This is a genomic window from Roseateles sp. YR242 (assembly GCF_900109745.1).
Lineage (GTDB): Bacteria > Pseudomonadota > Gammaproteobacteria > Burkholderiales > Burkholderiaceae_C > Roseateles.
On the sequence record NZ_FOAV01000014.1, the window covers coordinates 61,706 to 79,598 of the forward strand.

Below are 17,893 nucleotides of genomic sequence, written 5' to 3' on the forward strand. Positions count from 1 at the left end.
GTCTGTGCGCGTACAGACAATTCAACAATGACAATGAAATCGGGAACTCGACCATGCTGATGGGTGCCGTCCGCGTCGCATTAAGGCGCCCCTACACCTTCTTCGTGCTGGCCTTGTTGTTGCTCATCATCGGGCCCCTGGCCGCGCTGCGCACTCCCACCGACATCTTCCCGGAGATCAAGGTGCCGGTGATCGCGGTGGCCTGGCAATACACCGGCCTGCCGCCGGACCAGATGGCCGGCCGTATCTCGACGCTGTTCCAGCGCACGCTGACGACCACCGTCAACGACATCGAGCACATCGAGTCCAACAGCTATCCCGGCGTCAGCGTCGTCAAGATCTTCTTCCAGCCGGGCGTCAACGTGGCCGTGGCCAATGCGCAGGTCACCGCCGTGTCGCAGGTGGTGGTGCGGCAGATGCCTGCCGGCATCACGCCGCCGCTGATCCTGAACTACAACGCCGCCACGGTGCCCATTCTTCAGCTGGCCCTGTCCGGCAAGGGGCTGTCCGAACAGCAACTGTTCGACCTGGGGTTCAACACCATCCGCACCCCGCTGGTGACGGTGCCAGGCGCCGCCATCCCGCTGCCGTATGGCGGCAAGCAGCGCCAGGTGCAGATCGACATCAATCCGGCCGCGCTGCAGGCGCGTGGCCTGTCTGCCCAGGACGTGGCCAATGCGCTGGCCACCCAGAACGTGCTCACCCCCATCGGCACGCAGAAGATCGGTGAGCTGGAGTACACGCTGCAGCTCAACAGCGCACCGTCCGCCATCGAGGAGCTCGGCCAGCTGCCGGTGAAGGTCGTCAACGGCGGCACCATCTATCTGCGCGATGTGGCCGATGTGCATGACGGTAATGCCCCCCAGACCAACATCGTGCATGTGGACGGTGGCCGCTCGGTGCTGATGTCGGTGCTGAAGAACGGCGCGGCCTCGACGCTGGCCATCGTGGACGGCATCCGCGCCAAGCTCGACGACCTCAAGGCCACCTTGCCCGAAGCGTTGGAGGTCAAGCCGATCAATGACCAATCCCTGTTCGTGCGAGCGGCCGTCAAGGGCGTGGCCATCGAAGGTGCCATCGCGGCAGCGCTGACCAGCGCCATGATCCTGCTGTTCCTGGGCAGCTGGCGTTCGACGCTGATCATCGCGGTGTCCATCCCGCTGTCCATCCTCGGGTCGCTGATTGCGCTGGCCGCCGTCGGCGAGACACTCAACCTGATGACCCTGGGCGGGCTGGCGCTTGCGGTGGGCATCCTGGTGGATGACGCCACGGTGACCATCGAGAACATCAACTGGCACCTGGAACACGGCAAGGACGTGGAGACCTCCATCATGGATGGCGCCCGTCAGATCGTCACCCCGGCCTTTGTGTCGCTGCTGTGCATCTGCTTCGTGTTCATCCCGATGTTCTTCCTGGAGGGCGTGTCGCGTTTCCTGTTCGTGCCGATGGCCGAGGCGGTGATCTTCGCGATGGTCTGCTCCTTCATCCTGTCGCGCACCCTGGTGCCGACGATGGCCAAGTACCTGCTCAAGCCGCATGCCCCGCTGACCGATGGTCATGGCCACATCGCCGGCCAGCCGTCGCGCAATCCGCTGGTGCGCTTCCAGCGCAATTTCGAGGCGAAGTTCGAGCGTGTGCGCGAGTCCTATCGCGGCTTGCTCACGTCGGCACTCAGCCACCACCGGCCCTTCCTGATCGGTTTTGTGGTGGTGGTGCTGGCCTCGTTTGCGCTGGTGCCTTTCATCGGCAGCAACTTCTTCCCGCAGGTGGACTCCGGCCAGATCCTGATGCATGCCCGCGTGCCGGTGGGCACGCGTGTGGAGGAAACCGCCGCCCGTTTCGCCCGGATCGAGGCGGCCGTCCGTCGTGTGATCCCGTCCGACCAGATCGAGACGCTGGTGGACAACATCGGACTGCCCCCGTCCAGCATCAACCTCACCTACAACAACACCGGCGTGATGGGCACGCAGGATGGCGACATGCAGATCGCGCTGGTCGAGGGCCACGCCCCCACGGCGGACTACGTGCGGCGCCTGCGTGAAGTGCTGCCGCGCGAGTTCCCGGACACCACCTTCTCCTTCCCGCCCGCGGACATCGTCAGCCAGATCCTGAACTTCGGGTCGCCCGCCCCGATCGACGTGCAGATCCGCGGCCGTGATGTCGAATCCAACTTCGGTTATGCGCAGCAACTGCTGAAGAAGATCAAGGCGATCCCTGGGGTGGCGGACGCGCGCATCCAGCAGTCCAACAAGGCGCCGCAGTTCAATGTGAATGTGGACCGCACCCAGGCCCAGCTGCTGGGCCTGAACACCCGTGACGTGGCCAACAGCCTGGTGGTGAACCTGGCGGGCAGCAGCCAGGTGGCGCCCACCTATTGGCTCAACCCGGTCAACGGCGTGAGCTACGCCATCGTGATGCAGACGCCGCAGCACCAACTGGATTCGCTGGCCGCGCTGGGCAACCTGCCGGTGGGCAATGGCAACGCGGCGGGCACGACCACGCTTGGCGGCCTGGCGGATTTCCAGCGCAGCACCGGCAGCGCCCTGGTGAGCCAGTACGACGTGCAGACCATGGTGCAGATCCACGCCACCACGCAGGACCGCGATCTGGGCGCCGTGGCCCGCGACATCCGCAAGGTGCTGGCGCAGACTGCCGCCGAGGTGCCCAAGGGCTCCAACGTGCAGCTGCTGGGCCAGGTCCGCACCATGGACCGTGCCTTTTCCGGCCTGCTGTTCGGCCTGCTGGGCGCGGTGGTGCTGATCTATCTGCTGATCGTGGTGAACTTCCAGTCCTGGCTGGATCCGGCGGTGATCGTCTCGGCGTTGCCCGCCGCGCTGGCCGGCATTGTGTGGATGCTGTTTGCCACCAACACCACCCTCTCGGTACCGGCACTGACCGGCGCCATCATGTGCATGGGCGTGGCCACCGCCAACAGCGTGCTGGTGATCAGCTTTGCGCGTGAGCGGCTGGAGGAACTGGGCAACGCCACGGCCGCTGCGCTGGACGCCGGCTTTGTGCGCTTCCGTCCGGTGCTGATGACCGCCCTGGCCATGGTGATCGGCATGTTGCCGATGGCCCTGGGCCTGGGCGAAGGCGGCGAGCAGAACGCCCCGCTGGGCCGCGCCGTGATCGGCGGGCTGATCTTTGCCACCTTTGCGACCCTGGTGTTCGTACCGGTGGTGTTCAGCCTGGTCCACCGCCACTACCAACCTCATGACCGTCGCGATGCCGACGACGCCGCAGCGCCGCTGCCGGCAGGAGATGCTTCCCATGCGAACTGATGCCCCTTCCACGCCCCGGCTCAAGGTGGCCACTGCTGTTGCCGCGCTCCTGGCGGTGGTGATCGTGTGCGCCGGCCTGTGGGCCCGCAAATCCAACGCGGAACAACTGCAAAACAGTGCCGATGACCGTGGCCAGCCCTCGGTCAACCTGATCTCGCCCAAGCCGTTGACCGCCGGTTCGCTGGAGCTGCCGGCACGCACCGAGGCCTGGTCGCGCGCGCCGATCTATGCCCGTGTGAGCGGCTATCTGAAGCGCTGGCAGGCGGACATCGGTGCACCGGTGAAGGCTGGCCAGTTGCTGGCCGAGATCGAGACGCCGGACCTGGACCAACAACTGGCGCAGGCCCGGGCGGAAGTCACGACGGCCCGCAGCAATGCGTCGCTGGCGGCGAGCACGGCCAAGCGCTGGCAGTCCCTGCTGGAATCCGACTCGGTATCTCGCCAGGAGGTGGATGAGCGCAGCGGTGATCTGGCGGCCAAGCAGTCCATGGTCAATGCCCTGCAGGCCAATGTGGACCGCATCCAGGCCTTGAAGCAGTTCACCCGCCTGACGGCGCCGTTCGATGGCATCGTGACGGCCCGCAATACGGATGTGGGCGCGCTGATCAACGTGGGCGGCTCGCCAGGCAGTGAGTTGTTCGTGGTGTCCGATGTGCGAAAGCTGCGGGTCTATGTGAACGTGCCGCAGCGGCAGGTGACGCTGGTGCGTCCTGGCGCCCAGGCCCAGCTGCGGGTGCCGGAGCGCCCAGGGCAGACCTTCACCGCCACGGTGGAGTCACAGTCGCGCTCGATCAATACCGGCACGGGTGCGATGCTGGTGCAACTGGTGGTGGATAACACCAAGGGCGAGCTGCTGCCGGGCGGGTTTGCCACGGTGCGTTTTGCGGGTGATGCCAAGGCTGCCGGCGCCGAAGCGTCCGGATCCGCATCCGCTGCGGTGGGCCTGCCCCCCGGTGCCGTGATCATCAACAAGGGCGGCGTGCAGGTGGCCACGGTGGATGCGCAGAACAAGGTGCAGCTGCGCAAGGTGACCATCTCGCGTGACCTGGGCACGGTGATCGAGATCAGCGCCGGCCTGAGCCCTCAGGACCGCGTGATCGAGAATCCGCCAGATGGCCTGGTCAATGGCGACGTGGTGCGCGTGAATGCGGAAGCAGCACCAGCCGCAGCAAAGGGGCGTCCGTGAGCACGCCCGGATTGCAGGTGCAGCATCGGATGCCATCCCGCCCGGCGCCTCAGGTCTCGCGGTCGCTGCGGCTGACGGCGGCTGCCGTGGTGGCTGTCTGCGCGGCCTTCACTGGTTGCGCGCAGGCGCCGAAGCTGGAGTTGCCCGTGGTGCCGCAGGCGCAGGCCTTCAAGGAAACCGGTGGTTCGCCCTGGGTGGCCGCGTCGTCGGAAGCGACGCTGGCCTGGGACGGCTGGTGGAAGGCCTATGGCGATGCGGAGCTGGATGCACTGGAGCAGCGGCTGATCGACAACAGCCCGGATCTGGCTTCCGCGCTGGCCCGTTATGACCAGGCCCGCGCCGCGACCGACAGCCTGCGCTCGGCCCAGTCACCGACGGTGAACACGTCGCTGAACGTACAGCGCGACCGGCAGTCGGAACGGCGCCCGCTGCGGGTGCTGGGGCCGACATCGCCGGATTGGTACAACAGCGCGACGCTGGGCCTGGACGCCAGCTATGAGCTGGACCTGTGGGGCCGCGTGCGCCAGCTGGTGGCCGGCGGCGTGGCCGCCGAGGCGGCGGCGCGGGCCGACCTGGCGGCGGCGCGCCTGCAACTGCAGGCCCAGTTGGCGGACAGCCTGGTGGCCCTGCGCGGCCTGGACCAGGACGACGAACTGCTGCGGGACGCCGAAGAGGCCTATGGGCGCGCGTTGGATCTGATCGAGCGTCGGCACAAGGCCGGCATCGCCTCCGGGCTGGACCTGGCGCGTGCGCAGGGGCAATTGGAGGCGGCCAAGTCGCAACGCAAGCAGTCACAGGCGCAACGCGCCGTGATGGAGCACGCGATTGCGGCGCTGGTGGGTGCGAATGCATCGGCCTTCTCGATTGAGCCCAAGGCGGTGGCCCTGGTCGTGCCGGTGGTTCCCACGGGCGTGCCCTCGACGCTGCTGCAGCGGCGCCCGGACATCGCCGCAGCGCAGCAGCGCGTGGCGGCCGCCACGGCATCGCTGGGGGTGGCCAGGACGGCGTACTACCCGTCTTTCACGCTGAGCGGGCAGGGCGGTTTCCAGACGAGTGACCTGGCTCACTTCGTGGAGGCGCCCAACCTGTTCTGGGCGATCGGTCCCACCCTGGCGTTCAACCTGTTCGACGGGGGCAAGCGCAAGGCTGACGAGGCACGCGCCGAGGCTGCCCTGGAGGAAACGGCTCAGAAGTACCGGGGTACGGTGCTGACGGCCTTCCAGCAGGTGGAAGACCAACTGGCGCTGCTGGACCGTTATGGTCAGGCGCTGGAGTCCGAGCGGGCCAACGTGGCGGCTGCCGACCGTTCACTGGCATTGGCCACCAACCGCTACAAGGCCGGCGCTGCAGGCTACCTGGAGGTGGTCACCTCACAGACCGCTGGGCTGACTGCCCGGCGCACGGCGGCGGATCTTGCAACGCGCCAGCGCCGAGCGTCCGTGCAGTTGGTGCGGGCGCTGGGTGGGGGATGGGACCCGGCCCAGGCCTCCACCCAGGCGCAGTGATGCGCACATACCGCCGTCATACCAGTTGAAGGTTTTTGAGAGACCAGAGGCAGCCTTCATTCCGTGCATTCCGTCACGAGAAGCTGCGTCACCGGAACGTGTGTCAGTTTCGGTAAAAGGCGGATCAACAGCGATACAAAGACTGGCCGCGCGCAGGTTGCATCGTTAGCCTGCGCGTCGATGTCGGTAAGACCACCCTTAGGTGGCCCACCCGAATCACGGTCGACCCGCCTTTCAGCGATGTCCGGTGGCCCCTGCAGAGCCACGCAGCCGCTTCGCTGACCGCAACGGTCATTCCCTGTCCACACTGCAACCGGCTGACCAGTCTGGAGCGACTGGCCGCCGGTCTGGCGCGAGCAATGGAGACAACCATTGGTGCTCGGGCTGGCGCAAGCGTGGGCGGATTGTTGATATACGCACTCTGGGAGTTCTCATGAACGCAATGCAACCGCGCCACCGTCTGGCGCTGATCGCTATCGCCTGTGGCGCCATGGCGCCCGCTGCTTACGCTGCCGATTGGCCGTCTGGTTTTTCAAAGTGCGCCGATGAAGGCGAAACCTGCAAGCTCGGCGACACCAGCGTGACCCGCCAGGTGTCGTTCGGCCTGAAGGACAAGTGGGTCCTGAAGACCTTCACCGGCAAGACCATCGCTTGCACCAGCGCCAACTTCGGCAACGCCGATCCGACCGCCGGCAAGGCCGAGAAGTGCGCTGTGGGTCCGGTTTCCGCTGCACCCGCACCGGCGCCTGCTCCTGCTCCGGCTCCGGCTCCGGCACCAGCGCCCGCACCGGCTCCCGCTCCTGCCCCCGCACCCGCACCCGCACCCGCACCCGCCCCGTCCGGCGCCAGCGGTGGCTTCGCCGGCACCGTGACCGGTGGCGGCACCAAGACGGCCGTGACCGTGTCCACTGCTGCAGCCATGCAGGCCGCCATCGATGCCTACAGCGGCAGCGGCGGCCTGGTGATCAACTACAACGGCACCTTCAACTTCGCCACCATCCCCGACCCCTGCACGCAGTGGAAGAAGGCCGCTGGCGACATCGTCGAGGTCAAGAACAAGAGCGACGTCACCATCCAGGGTGTGAACGGCTCTGCAGCCAATTTCGGCCTGGCCATCAAGGGCGGCGCGACCAACATCATCATCCGCAACATGACGATCGGTCTGCTGCCCGGCTCCATCGATGCCATCGGCATCGAAGGCCAGAGCAGCAAGTACCCCGGCTACATCTGGATCGACCACAACACCCTGTTCAGCTCGCTGGCAGAGTGCTCGGGCGCCGGTGACCTGGAGTTCGACGGCCTGATCGACAACAAGGCGGGTGCCCACCACATCACCTACAGCTACAACTACATCCACGACCACCACAAGGTCGGCCTGATCGGCTCCAGCGACAGCGACGCCAGCGACCGCTACATCACCTTCCACCACAACTACTACTACAACGTGGGTTCGCGCGTGCCGCTGCAACGCGCCGGCTACAGCCACATCTACAACAACCTGTTCTCCAGCATCGTGACCTCGGGTGCCAACATCCGCATGGGTGCGTACTCGCTGATCGAGTCGAACTATTTCGAGAACTCGCAGAACCCCGTGACCTCGCGCGACAGCTCGGCCATCGGCTATTGGGAACTGCGCAACAACAACATCAAGACCAAGGCCGACTTCGCGACCTACGGCATCAAGTGGGTGGCCAGCACCTCCTCGCCGACGCGTGACGCCACGGACTGGGTGAGCACCGCCAACTTCCCGATCGGCATCCCCTACAGCTACACGCCGCATGACCCGGCTTGCGTGAAGTCCAAGCTGCCGAGCGTGGCGGGTGCGGGCAAGTCGCTGGCGACGCTGAGCTGCAACTGATCGGCGAATCGTCGGCAAATTGTCGGCAAGCCGTCGGCGATTGGCTGGCGATCGGCTGGCGATCGGCCGGCGATCGGCCGGCGATTCGTCGGCGACCGATCGATCCACGACACTGCCGATCCAGCCGGATCGCGGTGTGGATTCACGTGCAGGTCGATCCTCCGGTCGATGCTGCACACCGGCCCGTCATCGGGATGATGGCGGGCTGACAGGACGCCCGGAGCACCGGACCCGGCAGGGGCACGCTGAAAGGCGTGCCCCTGTTGGCGCTGGTTTCAGCCGCGCTGGAATGCCGCCGCCAGATGTTCCGCCACGGTGCGGATGCGGGCGGTGCCACGCAGGTCGGGATGGGTGACCAGCCAGACCTCATAGGGAATCTTGCGCGCACGGTCCGGCCACAGCCGCACCAGCCCTTCGCGTTCGCCCATGTAGGCTGGCATTTCGCCGATGCCCAGGCCCGCGGCCACGGCCTTGCGGATCATCAGGCTGGAGTTGAAGGTCGTCACGACCCGGCCCTGGCGCGCTGGCTCATCGGCCATCGTGACCGCGCGGCCGCCTTCCAGATAGGGCTTGTAGACCAGCAAGTCATGGTTGGCAAACTCATCGTCCCGCGTGGGCCAGCCCCTGGCATCGAGATAGTCCTGGCTGGCGAACAGGGCCACCGGCCAATGCGCCAGCTTGCGCATGAAGAGTTCCGGGTTTTCCGGCTTCACTGAACGGATGGCCAGGTCCGCCTGCCGGCGTGCCAGGCTGACCACCTGCGTCGAGACCTCCAGGTCCACCCGGATGTTGGGGTGGCGCTGATGCAGCGCCGCCAGCGCCGGAATGATGAAGTCCACGGCCAGGGAATCCGTGCTGGTCACCCGCACGATGCCCGACAAGGTCTCGTCCTGGCCGGCAATCTTCTGCTGCAATTCCAACGCCGCTGCTTCCATCCGCCGTGCGGACGCGAGCGCAGCCTCTCCCGCCTGGGTGAGCACATAACCGTCCGAGGCCCGCAGGAACAGGGTCGCCCCCAGCTCACGCTCCATCGAGGCGATGCGCCGGCCCACCGTCGCCTGGTCCACGCCCAGTTGGCGGGCGGCCGCGCGCAGGGTGCTCTCGCGGCTGAGGGCAAGAAAAACACGGGTGTCGTCCCAGTTCATGGTGCAGGCGGGTTGGAAGGAAAGGACTGAGGCGCAGCAGGCGAGGGCCGGATGGCCAGCGCATCCGCAGCTGCCCGGGCGGCGAATGCAGCGCCTGATGCATAAATGCATCGAGAAGCTGCATCGCTGCAGCAACTTTACAGCACCTACAAGGCGTAATGTTCGGCCCTGGGTCGCGATCTCCGCGACCCTTGAGGAATCCAGAATGAACACCCTTCGCTCCACGCCTACGCCGCGTGCTGCTGCGACGGTCCACACCGTTGCAGCCAACGACGCGCATGCCCGTGTTGGCAACGCCGCAGCGGTCAAGGCCATCCTGGCGGGCTCGGCGGCCAGCCTCGTCGGCATCGGTCTGGCCCGTTTCGCCTATACGCCCCTGTTGCCCGCGATGATCCACGACCAATGGTTCCCCGCCTCCAGCGTGGCGTCGTTGGGGGCCGCCAACCTGGCGGGTTATCTCATCGGCGCCCTGAGCGGCCGGGCCATGGCCCGCTACGCCTCGCCAGTGATGGTGATGCGGCTGATGATGCTGCTGGCCTCGGTCTCCTTCCTGGCCTGCGCGTTCCCGCTCTCGGAGGTGTGGTTCTTTGTCTGGCGTCTGGTGTCCGGTGTGGCTGGTGGCGCCATCATGGTGCTTGTCTCCGGCGTGGTGCTGCACCACGTCCCGGTGGAACGCCGAGGCATTGCCAGCGGCGCCATCTTTCTGGGCATCGGGCTGGGCGTGGTGCTCTCGGGTACCTTGGTGCCGCTGATGCAGACCTACAGCCTGCGAGCCGCCTGGCTGAGCATTGGCGCGGTCGCTCTGCTGATGACCCTGGCCACCTGGGCCGCGTGGCCCGCGCAGGACAAGGCGGACACGCCGGCCACGCTCGCCTCGCTGCAGCGGCCGCGTCGGCTGGCCGCACCCGTCAAGCGGCTGCTGGTGCAATACGGGCTGATGGCCGTGGGCCTGGTGCCGGAGATGATGTTCCTGGTGGACTACGTGAGCCGCGGGCTTCACCACGGCGGTGGCCTCGGTGCGGGCGCCTGGGTGGCCTATGGCCTGGGGGCGATGGCGGGGCCGTTGCTCTACGGGATGGCGGCCGACCGATTCGGTGCACGTGCCGCCATTCGTGCCGCACTGCTGGGGCAGGTGCTGGCGGTGCTGGCCTTGACCCAGGCCGTTCAACCGGCGCTGCTGCTGCTCATTGCCGCTGCCATCGGCTCGTTTCCCGCCGGTGCCGTGCCGCTGGCGCTGGCCCGGGTGCATGAGCTGGTGCCGGAGGCCCATGCCCGGCAGGCCATGTGGAGCCGCGCCACCGTGGCCTTTGCCCTGACGCAGGCGGTGAGCGGTTATGCCTACTCGTCACTCTACGGGGCGACGGGTGGCCACCACCTGGTGCTCTTTGCCATCGGCGGTGTGGCCTTCCTGGTGACCTTTGCGCTGGATGCGCGTGGGCAGGACCCCCGTCCGCTGGCGGCAGTCTGAAGCGGCGCCGTGCGGCACGAGCGGGCTGCTGTATGCATCCGTCGCCCAGGGGACCCTGGGACATCTGCCATCCAGGGGAGGCGCAGGCCCTGCCGCCGTTGCACCATGGGGGCATGAATCCGACTCCCCCGGGCGCGGACGGTCGCGCCACGGACGACCGCCAGCCCTCACTCAGGAACGCGGCGCTGCCGCAGGTGGCTGCACGCGCGCTGCCGCGGCCGGACATGGTCACCGCCGTCATCCGCCAACGCGTGCGCGCGGACCATCGCCCCGCCTATGAGGCCTGGCTGCATGAGGTGATTCCCATCGCCGGCCGCTTCCCCGGCCATCGCGGCGTGCAGGTGGTGCCGCCGCCGTCCGGCTCGCTGGAATACACCATCACCATCCACTTCGACACGCTGGCGCATGCCCAGGACTGGTTCAGCTCCGAGGCGCGGCAATCGTTGCTGCAACAAGTGCAGCCGCTGCTGGACGCGCCGGAGGAAGTGAAGACGGTGACCGGCCTGGAGTTCTGGTTCGAATCGCCCGCTTCGGTGCCACCGCCGCGCCGCTTCAAGCAGGCGCTGGCCACGCTGTCGGTGATCTTCCCGCTGACCACGGTGCTGGGGCTGACCTTGGCGCCGGCCTTTCACAGCTGGCTGCCGAGCCCTTGGGGACGGCTGGCCGGCAACCTGGCCGTGGCGTCCATCACCGTGTTCCTGATGACCTACCTGATCATGCCGCGCTATACGCGGTTGATCAGCGCCTGGTTATCGCGCTGAGCCCGGGCGGGGCGGCACTTCGTCGTCCGGAGCCTGAGTCGGCTTCTTCACTGGAGAGGGATGGCTGCGGTCCACATCCCCCGGCGATTCCGGCCCGGTCTGGCCGGTCTCCCCGACGCGATGGTCCTCACTGTCGTGTTCCATGCCGCCTTGCAGGCCGGGCGGGAAATCGGAGGCGGATCGAGGCTTGGTCATGAGGCATCCTTCTCAACAGGCGGCACAGCTCGGCAGCCGGACGTCTTCTGGAGTGGCCTTCGCGCGTGAGCGCTGGCGGCGATGCCACGCGCCCAGCGGCACCAGCCCCAGGGCCACCAGCAACCAGGAGGCGGGCTCCGGTGCCAGCAGCGGGGCGGCGGAGATCGAATAGTCCACGCCGGAGCGCGACGACAGCGTATAGCTCAGCAGAGCGCCATCCAGCGTGGTCAGCCTGGAAATGCCGTTCCAGTAGATGCCCGGGTTCTCGTCGGTATAGGCGGCGCCGTTGGTGGAGACGCCCTGGCTGTTCAGGTCGCTGGTCAGCAACATGTAGAGATCCAGCGGCACCGCCTGGTTGAGACCGATGTCCGCCACGAAATTGAAGACCCCATACGTCCGCCCATCCGGGCCGTAGCCGCTCTGGTAGCTCTCGAGCAGGGTGGTGCCGTCGTAAGACAGCGTCTTGTTGGTCTCCCAGGTGGCGAAATGGTCGTCAATGCCCAGCATGAAGAAGGTGTTGAGCGCTCCGGCAGTGCCGGAGACACCACCGGGCACGGCGCTGGCGTCAAGGAAGGTTTCGCTGCTGCCTTGCAGCACGACGCTGAAATACAGCAGGGCGCGGGAGCCGTAGTCGCCGGTGCTGAAGGTCAGTGTGTCGCCCAGGTAGGCCTCCGCATGGGCCGATGCGGAACCCGGCCCCGCGAACGCGGTGCCCAGGCTGCCGGAGACCGAGCCGGCCCCCAACGTGGTGGAGGCGAAGGCGCTGGAGACTGAAGGTTCTCCGGCCCCACCGCCGATGACCGCCGCGGAAACCGAGGAGGGGGCGCTGCTGCTGCCGGTGGACTGGTCACTCTGGGTGTTGCCGCCCGCCGTGACGGTCACGCTCTGGAACGAGTCGGGTGGGCGATTGAACTGCGCGTAGGCGGCGGTGTGAGCGCAGAGCAGGCCCAGCGTCAGTGCAAGGGCCTGGGTGACAGGTCGGACAAAGGTCTTCATGGGACTCCCCGTGGTGGGCCATCCGCCGCCGAACGTGACGATTGGCGGGGCTACGGGAGCAAGCGTGATGCCCGCCGACCCGAGGGGAATCCATAGGTTTGATGATGACCGCCGGGCCGGTCAGCCTCCGTCAGATCTTGTCAGACCTTGTCGCTGACACCCGCGCTGTCGAAACTCGCCATCTCCGACAGCACCTGGCAGGCCGACACCAGCAGCGGCCAGGCCAGCGCTGCGCCGGAGCCCTCCCCCAGGCGCAGGCCCATGTCCAGCAGCGGATGGGCCCGCAGTGAGTCCAGCATCAGGCGGTGGCCCGACTCATTCGAGCGGTGGGCAAAGATGCAGCGTTCCAGCACGGCCGGCTGCAGCCGCGAGGCCACCAGCACGGCGGCACCGGTGATGAACCCGTCCACCACGATGACCCGGCGCTCCAGCGCGGCCTGCAGCACGGCGCCCACCATCATGGCGATCTCCAGACCACCGAGGGCGGCCAGCGCGGTGAGTGGTTCGGTGGCACGCGGATGACGTTGCAGGGCCCGGGTCAGGACCTCCAGCTTGCGTTGCAACTGGGCGTCGTCCAGCCCGGTGCCCCGGCCCACGCAGTCCGCCAGCGGGAAGCCTCCGAGGCGGGAGAGCAGCAGCGCGGCGGCGGAGGTGTTGCCAATGCCCATTTCGCCCAGCAGCAACACGTTGCCGGGGCGCTTTTGCAGCAGTGTCTTGCCGGCGGCCACCGCAGTGACACATTCGTCGGTGCTCATGGCGGGGCCAGCCAGCATGTCGGCCGTGCCCATGGCGATCTTGGCGATCAGCAGGCCGTCGCGCGGCTGGAAGCGATGCTTCACACCGGCATCCACCACGCTGAGGGTCAGGCCGTGCTGGCGGGCCAGCACGGACACCGCCGCGCCGCCGGCCAGGAAGTTCTCGACCATCTGCCAGGTCACGTCCGACGGATAGGCGGACACCCCATGGGCCGCAATGCCGTGGTCAGCGGCAAAGACCATCATCTGGGGTTCGCGCAGCTGCGGCGTCTCGGTGCCCAGGATCAGGCCCAGGCGCAGCATCAGGTCTTCCAGCCGACCCAGGGAGCCCAGCGGCTTGGTCTTGCGGTCGATGCGGTGTTGAAGCTGGGCCGCCAGCGCGCTGTTGTGCAGCGAGGCGATGGTGGGAATCAGGTCGGAAGCGGTGGTCATGGCGGAACGGGGGAGAGACGGAAGAAAAAACGGCGCAGACTGAGTAACGCAGGAAGCCACTGACTGGACCTCAGGGGCTTCCCTTAGTCTGAACGTGTCAGGGTGGAACGGCGGCGGGTGGCGCCGCGCCTCGGGGCAGCAGCAGCCCGGCGAGCACGCCCGGCGCGAAGTGGCGGTCCACGTAATCGGCGAGTTCGTTGAACACCTGTTCCAGCGGGCGGACCGGCCGCTGGAACAAGGCCGTGAGCACACGCTCGTCCTCGAACAGGCCGTGCGCGTAGTGGCCCAGCACCGGGCCATGTTGCCAGCCGATGGTGTTACCCCGGTCGTCAAAGAGCACCGGCGTGGCGGCAGCCAGCGACGGGTGCTGCGCGGTGCGGCCGTGGTGGATCTCGTAACCGTGTGCGGGCTGGCCGCCCAAGGCGGACCAGGGCGCGTCCAGGCGGGCTGCAAAGCGGGCCTCGGTCTCGCGCAGCAGCTTCTCGCGCTCGAACTGGGTCACCAGGGGCAGCAGGCCCAGGCCGGGGGCGTTTCCATCCAGCCCGTGGGGGTCGATCAGCGCCTCACCCAGCATTTGCAGCCCGCCGCAGATACCCAATACCCGCCCGCCTGCCGCCGCGTGGTCGGTGATGGCCTGGTCCAGGCGCTGTGCACGCAGCCAGGCCAGGTCAGCCGCCACGGCCTTGGAGCCGGGCAGGATGATCCAGTCCACGTCCACCAGATCGGCGGGTGTACGCGCCCAGCTCAGGCGCACGCCGTCGAGTTGGCGCAACGGCTGGAATTCGTCCAGGTTGGACAGGCGTGGATAGGCCACCACCGCGACCCGGCAGGCCCCCGCCGTGCCGGTGCTGCGGTCGTCAAACACGCCGTCTTCCTCGGGCAGGCCGTGGCCACGCCACATCGGCAGCGTGGCCATGGTGGGCACCCCGGTGAGGGCCTGCAGCATGTCGGGGCCCGGGGCCAGCAATGCCGCATCCCCGCGGAAACGGTTGAGCACAAAACCCCGGATCAGCGCGCGCTCGTGCTCGGGCAGCAGTTGATGCGTGCCGAACAGGTGGGCAAAGGCGCCGCCCCGGTCGATATCGCTCACCAGCAGGCAGGCGGCGTCGGCCTCGCAGGCGGTGCGCATGTTGACGTAGTCGCTGGCATGCAGATTGATCTCCGCCGGTGATCCGGCCCCTTCGATCACCACCACATCGTTCTCATCCAGCAGCGCATGCAGCGCCATGCGGGCGCTGGCCCAGAGGGCCTCGCTGCGGGCGCGCCAGGGTGCGCGCGTCAGCGCTTCGTCCACCTCGCCCAGCACCACCACCTGGGAAGCCGTGTCCTTCTCCGGCTTCAGCAGCACCGGGTTCATGCGGACCTCGGGGCGGGCGCGGGCGGCCAGGGCCTGGAAATACTGGGCAGAGCCGATCTCGCCCATGCGTCCGCCCACGCCGGGCACCACCCGGGCGTTGTTGCTCATGTTCTGGGCCTTGAAGGGCACCACACGCAGCCCCTGCCGCGCATACCAGCGGCACAGCGCCGTGGTGAGGAAACTCTTGCCGGCGCCGCTGGTGGTGCCCAGCACCATCACCGCGCGGCCGCGACGGGCGCCTGGGGTTTTGTCAGTCACGAAACATCCTCTTGAGGGCCGGTGATGCGGTGGAGGTCCACGTCAGTGAGAGAGGCGCCCGCCAGGCGATGGCGCCCCGTCAACTGATGGAGCGCCTGTACCAGCGCGTCCACGGCTTCGGGCTTCTGCACCGACAGGCGCACCCAGCCGGGGCGCTGGAAAGAACGGGCATCCCGCAGTTTGATGCCGTGGGTGCGCAAGGCCTGCACCAGATCGACCGGCGCAGGGGTAGCCGCACTGAGCTGGCCGGGCGGCAGGCCGGCCTCGGCCCCTGGTAGCCGTGCCAGCCAGAAATTGGACACGCTGCCAGCCATGGGCTCAAACCCGCAGGCTGCGAGACGTGCCCGTTGCTCGTCGCCCCATTGGCGCAGCAGCGGACGGGATGCCATCAACCCGTCCTTCACGCGCTCGCAGGCCCAGGCGCGCAACAGTGCTTCGCCTTCAGCGGAGAGCACCCAGCTGGAGGCCAAGGTCTCCATGCGCTGGCGCCACGTCTCGTGGGCGGGCGCCAGCAGATAGGCGGCCCGAACGCCAGTCAGGGCCAGGGCCTTGTTGGGGCAGATCAGGCGCCATACTCGATTCGCCATCTCCTCGGGCAAGGCTGATGAGCCGAGCAGACGCAGCGGTTCATAGGCCTGGTCCACCACCACATGGCTGCCGGTGTCCCTGCAGGCACGCGCGACGAGCGCCCAGTCAGCTGCACTGAACGTGGCGCCGGTGGGGTTGCACGGATCACAGATCCAGACCAGGCAAGGTTGGTCCATGGCCGCTGCCAGGGCCTGGGTGTCCGCATAACCGACCACGGCAAGCCCCAAGGCTTCGGCGGCCGCGCGGTAATCGCCGAAACCTGGCTGGGGCACGCAGACGCGTCGAATGCCCGCCAGCAAGGCCACGAGGCTGAGCCGACGGATGGCCTCCGCCCCACCGGCTGTCGGCACCACACGGTGCGGCGCCACGCCGTGCCAGTCGCCCAGATGGGCTCGCAGCATGGCGTAGGCGGGGTCGGGATACCGATGCCGGTCGGCAGACAGCACGGCCTCCAGCACGGCGGGCGGCGGGCCCGAGGGATGGGCATTGGTGGAGAAGTCGTGCAGCACCGGCGGTCCAGCGTCCGTGCCGCCATGGACTGGAAGGGTGGTGGCGGAGCGGGTGTTCATCACAGCGCCCTCAACCCGATGGCCAGCAAGGCCACCACCGACACGCTGCGCCACAGCGCCTGGCGGGCCAGCGCTTGCGCGGTGACCATGTCGGCGGCGCCGATCTCGCCGCCATGCGCATTCAGCTCATAGTGCCCCGGCTTCGTCAGCCGTCGGCCCAGCCGCAGTGCCATGGCGCCCATCGGCCAGCCGCCGTTGGGCGACGGCGTGCGGCCGGATTCCCGCCACAGCGGGCCGAGAAGGGTCGGGTGCAAGGCCACCATGGCCAGGCCGGTCAGGCGAGCCGGCAGCCAGGACAGCACGTCGTCCACCCGTGCGGCCCATTTGCCCGCCCACTCCCAGTCGCCGCGATAACCCCACATCGCATCCGCCGTGTTGGCGAAGCGGTAGAGCGCCGCACCGGGCAGCCCGGCCACGGCAAACCAGAACAGCGGCGCCACGACCGAATCATTGAGGTTCTCCGCCAGGGTCTCGATGGCGGTTTCGCGAACCTCGGTGGCCGTCAGCACGGAGGTGTCGCGGCTGACCAGTCGGGAGAGCTGCCGCCGCCCGTCGTCCAACGAGCGCGTCAGCGCCGTCTCCACGGCGGCCACTTCCTCGTGCAGCATGCGCCAGGCCAGCATCGGCTTGAGCAGGGCGCCCAGCATCAGCGCCATCGCCATATGACGCCAGAGCGACCGCCAGGGTTCGAACGCAATCCACAGCCCCTGTTCCAGCGCGGTGGCCAGCGCCACCACCACGGCCGCCCCCAGCAGCCAGGCCAGCGCACCGCCCAGGAAGGCGCGACGCGGCGGCAGGCGGCGAAGCCAGCGCCCCCACAGCCCCAGATAACGGCCCATGCCCACGACCGGATGCGCCCACGCCGGTGGCTCGCCCCAGAGACGGTCCAGCATCAAGGCTGCCAGCATGGCCAGTGGCGGCAGCAGCGCAAGCCACTCAGGGGCGTGGGTCATGGCATGGCCGCCTCAGTCCTCGATGCCGCGTTGCGCCGGCACGCCCGCCTTGAAATGGTGCTTGACCATGGCCATCTCCGTGACGGTGTCGGCCAGGTCGATCAACTCCTGCGGGGCGTTGCGCCCGGTCAGCACCACATGCACGTGCGACGGACGGTCCCGCAGGGTCTGCAGCACCGGTTCCAGCGGGAGCCAGCCGTAACGCAGCGGGTACATGATCTCGTCCAGCACCACCAGGAAATGCCCGCCGCCGTCGATGGTGGCCTTGGCCCGTTCCCAACCGTCGCGGGCGAGTTGGGCGGAGTGCTCCAGGTCCTTGCTCTTCCAGGAGAAGCCGTCGCCCAGGCCTTCGATGGGCACGCCCAGTTGCTCGAAGACGCGGTGCTCGCCAAAGCGGGCACTGGGCACCTTCATGAACTGGTAGATCTTCACCGCCTTGCCCCGGCCGTGCGCGCGCAACGCGAGGCCGAATGCTGCGGTGCTCTTGCCCTTGCCGGGGCCGGTGTGCACCAGGACCAGGCCGCGTCGTTCGGCCGTGGCGATGATGCGTTCCCGGTCGACGGGTGGCTTTTCAATTTCCATGGGG

Annotated in this window: 14 protein-coding genes; 6 read left to right on the forward strand and 8 right to left on the reverse strand. The window is 67.8% G+C overall.

The genetic code is table 11. From position 1 onward, the window contains the following. Positions 1 to 56 precede the first annotated feature (56 nt). The 4 genes from BMY53_RS21080 (at position 57) to BMY53_RS21100 (ending at position 7,830) form a co-directional block, all read left to right on the forward strand. On the forward strand, positions 57 to 3,281 hold the full coding sequence (locus BMY53_RS21080) for an efflux RND transporter permease subunit (RefSeq protein ID WP_092948519.1): 3,225 nt from the start codon (positions 57 to 59) through the stop codon (positions 3,279 to 3,281). Then, positions 3,271 to 4,467 (forward strand): efflux RND transporter periplasmic adaptor subunit, encoded by a 1,197-nt coding sequence (locus tag BMY53_RS21085; protein ID WP_092948518.1) that lies wholly within the window; start codon positions 3,271 to 3,273, stop codon positions 4,465 to 4,467. Before BMY53_RS21080 ends, BMY53_RS21085 begins: the two co-directional genes overlap by 11 nt. Continuing rightward, positions 4,464 to 5,972, forward strand: coding sequence for an efflux transporter outer membrane subunit (locus BMY53_RS21090; RefSeq protein ID WP_255370310.1), 1,509 nt, complete (start codon positions 4,464 to 4,466; stop codon positions 5,970 to 5,972). Before BMY53_RS21085 ends, BMY53_RS21090 begins: the two co-directional genes overlap by 4 nt. Positions 5,973 to 6,405: 433 nt before the next feature. Then, positions 6,406 to 7,830 (forward strand): pectate lyase family protein, encoded by a 1,425-nt coding sequence (locus tag BMY53_RS21100; protein WP_218151278.1) that lies wholly within the window; start codon positions 6,406 to 6,408, stop codon positions 7,828 to 7,830. Between the two features lie 275 nt (positions 7,831 to 8,105). On the opposite strand, the gene BMY53_RS21105 is transcribed toward BMY53_RS21100, so the two are convergent. Beyond that, a complete protein-coding gene (locus BMY53_RS21105; protein WP_092948464.1) occupies positions 8,106 to 8,975 on the reverse strand; it encodes a LysR family transcriptional regulator in 870 nt (289 codons plus the stop codon). Positions 8,976 to 9,180: 205 nt separating this feature from the next. On the opposite strand from BMY53_RS21105, the gene BMY53_RS21110 reads away from it, so the two are divergent. Both BMY53_RS21110 and BMY53_RS21115 read left to right on the forward strand, forming a co-directional pair. Beyond that, positions 9,181 to 10,443: a YbfB/YjiJ family MFS transporter gene (locus BMY53_RS21110; RefSeq protein WP_092948465.1), complete on the forward strand. Its 1,263-nt coding sequence runs from the start codon at positions 9,181 to 9,183 to the stop codon at positions 10,441 to 10,443. A gap of 113 nt (positions 10,444 to 10,556) precedes the next feature. Further along, positions 10,557 to 11,204, forward strand: coding sequence for an antibiotic biosynthesis monooxygenase (locus tag BMY53_RS21115; protein ID WP_092948466.1), 648 nt, complete (start codon positions 10,557 to 10,559; stop codon positions 11,202 to 11,204). On the opposite strand, the gene BMY53_RS21120 is transcribed toward BMY53_RS21115, so the two are convergent. The 7 genes from BMY53_RS21120 to cobO form a co-directional block, all read right to left on the reverse strand. Next, positions 11,193 to 11,399: a hypothetical protein gene (locus tag BMY53_RS21120; RefSeq protein WP_092948467.1), complete on the reverse strand. Its 207-nt coding sequence runs from the start codon at positions 11,397 to 11,399 to the stop codon at positions 11,193 to 11,195. The genes BMY53_RS21115 and BMY53_RS21120 overlap by 12 nt on opposite strands. A 12-nt stretch (positions 11,400 to 11,411) precedes the next feature. Beyond that, positions 11,412 to 12,395 (reverse strand): PEP-CTERM sorting domain-containing protein, encoded by a 984-nt coding sequence (locus tag BMY53_RS21125; RefSeq protein ID WP_092948468.1) that lies wholly within the window; start codon positions 12,393 to 12,395, stop codon positions 11,412 to 11,414. 140 nt (positions 12,396 to 12,535) lie between these two features. Next, the gene (gene cobT / locus BMY53_RS21130) at positions 12,536 to 13,582 is read right to left on the reverse strand and encodes a nicotinate-nucleotide--dimethylbenzimidazole phosphoribosyltransferase (protein ID WP_092948469.1); all 1,047 of its coding nucleotides are present in this window, start codon (positions 13,580 to 13,582) and stop codon (positions 12,536 to 12,538) included. Positions 13,583 to 13,679: 97 nt separating this feature from the next. Continuing rightward, a complete protein-coding gene (locus BMY53_RS21135; protein WP_092948470.1) occupies positions 13,680 to 15,155 on the reverse strand; it encodes a cobyric acid synthase in 1,476 nt (491 codons plus the stop codon). A 38-nt stretch (positions 15,156 to 15,193) separates the two neighbouring features. Further along, entirely contained in the window at positions 15,194 to 16,354 is a 1,161-nt protein-coding gene (locus BMY53_RS21140) for a pyridoxal phosphate-dependent aminotransferase (RefSeq protein ID WP_092948471.1), read from the reverse strand. Continuing rightward, the gene (gene cbiB, locus BMY53_RS21145) at positions 16,354 to 17,307 is read right to left on the reverse strand and encodes an adenosylcobinamide-phosphate synthase CbiB (protein ID WP_092948472.1); all 954 of its coding nucleotides are present in this window, start codon (positions 17,305 to 17,307) and stop codon (positions 16,354 to 16,356) included. Before cbiB ends, BMY53_RS21140 begins: the two co-directional genes overlap by 1 nt. Positions 17,308 to 17,319: 12 nt before the next feature. Continuing rightward, positions 17,320 to 17,889 carry a cob(I)yrinic acid a,c-diamide adenosyltransferase gene (cobO, locus tag BMY53_RS21150; RefSeq protein ID WP_092948473.1) on the reverse strand — a complete coding sequence of 190 codons (570 nt, stop codon included), beginning with the start codon at positions 17,887 to 17,889 and terminating at the stop codon, positions 17,320 to 17,322. Positions 17,890 to 17,893 lie beyond the last annotated feature (4 nt).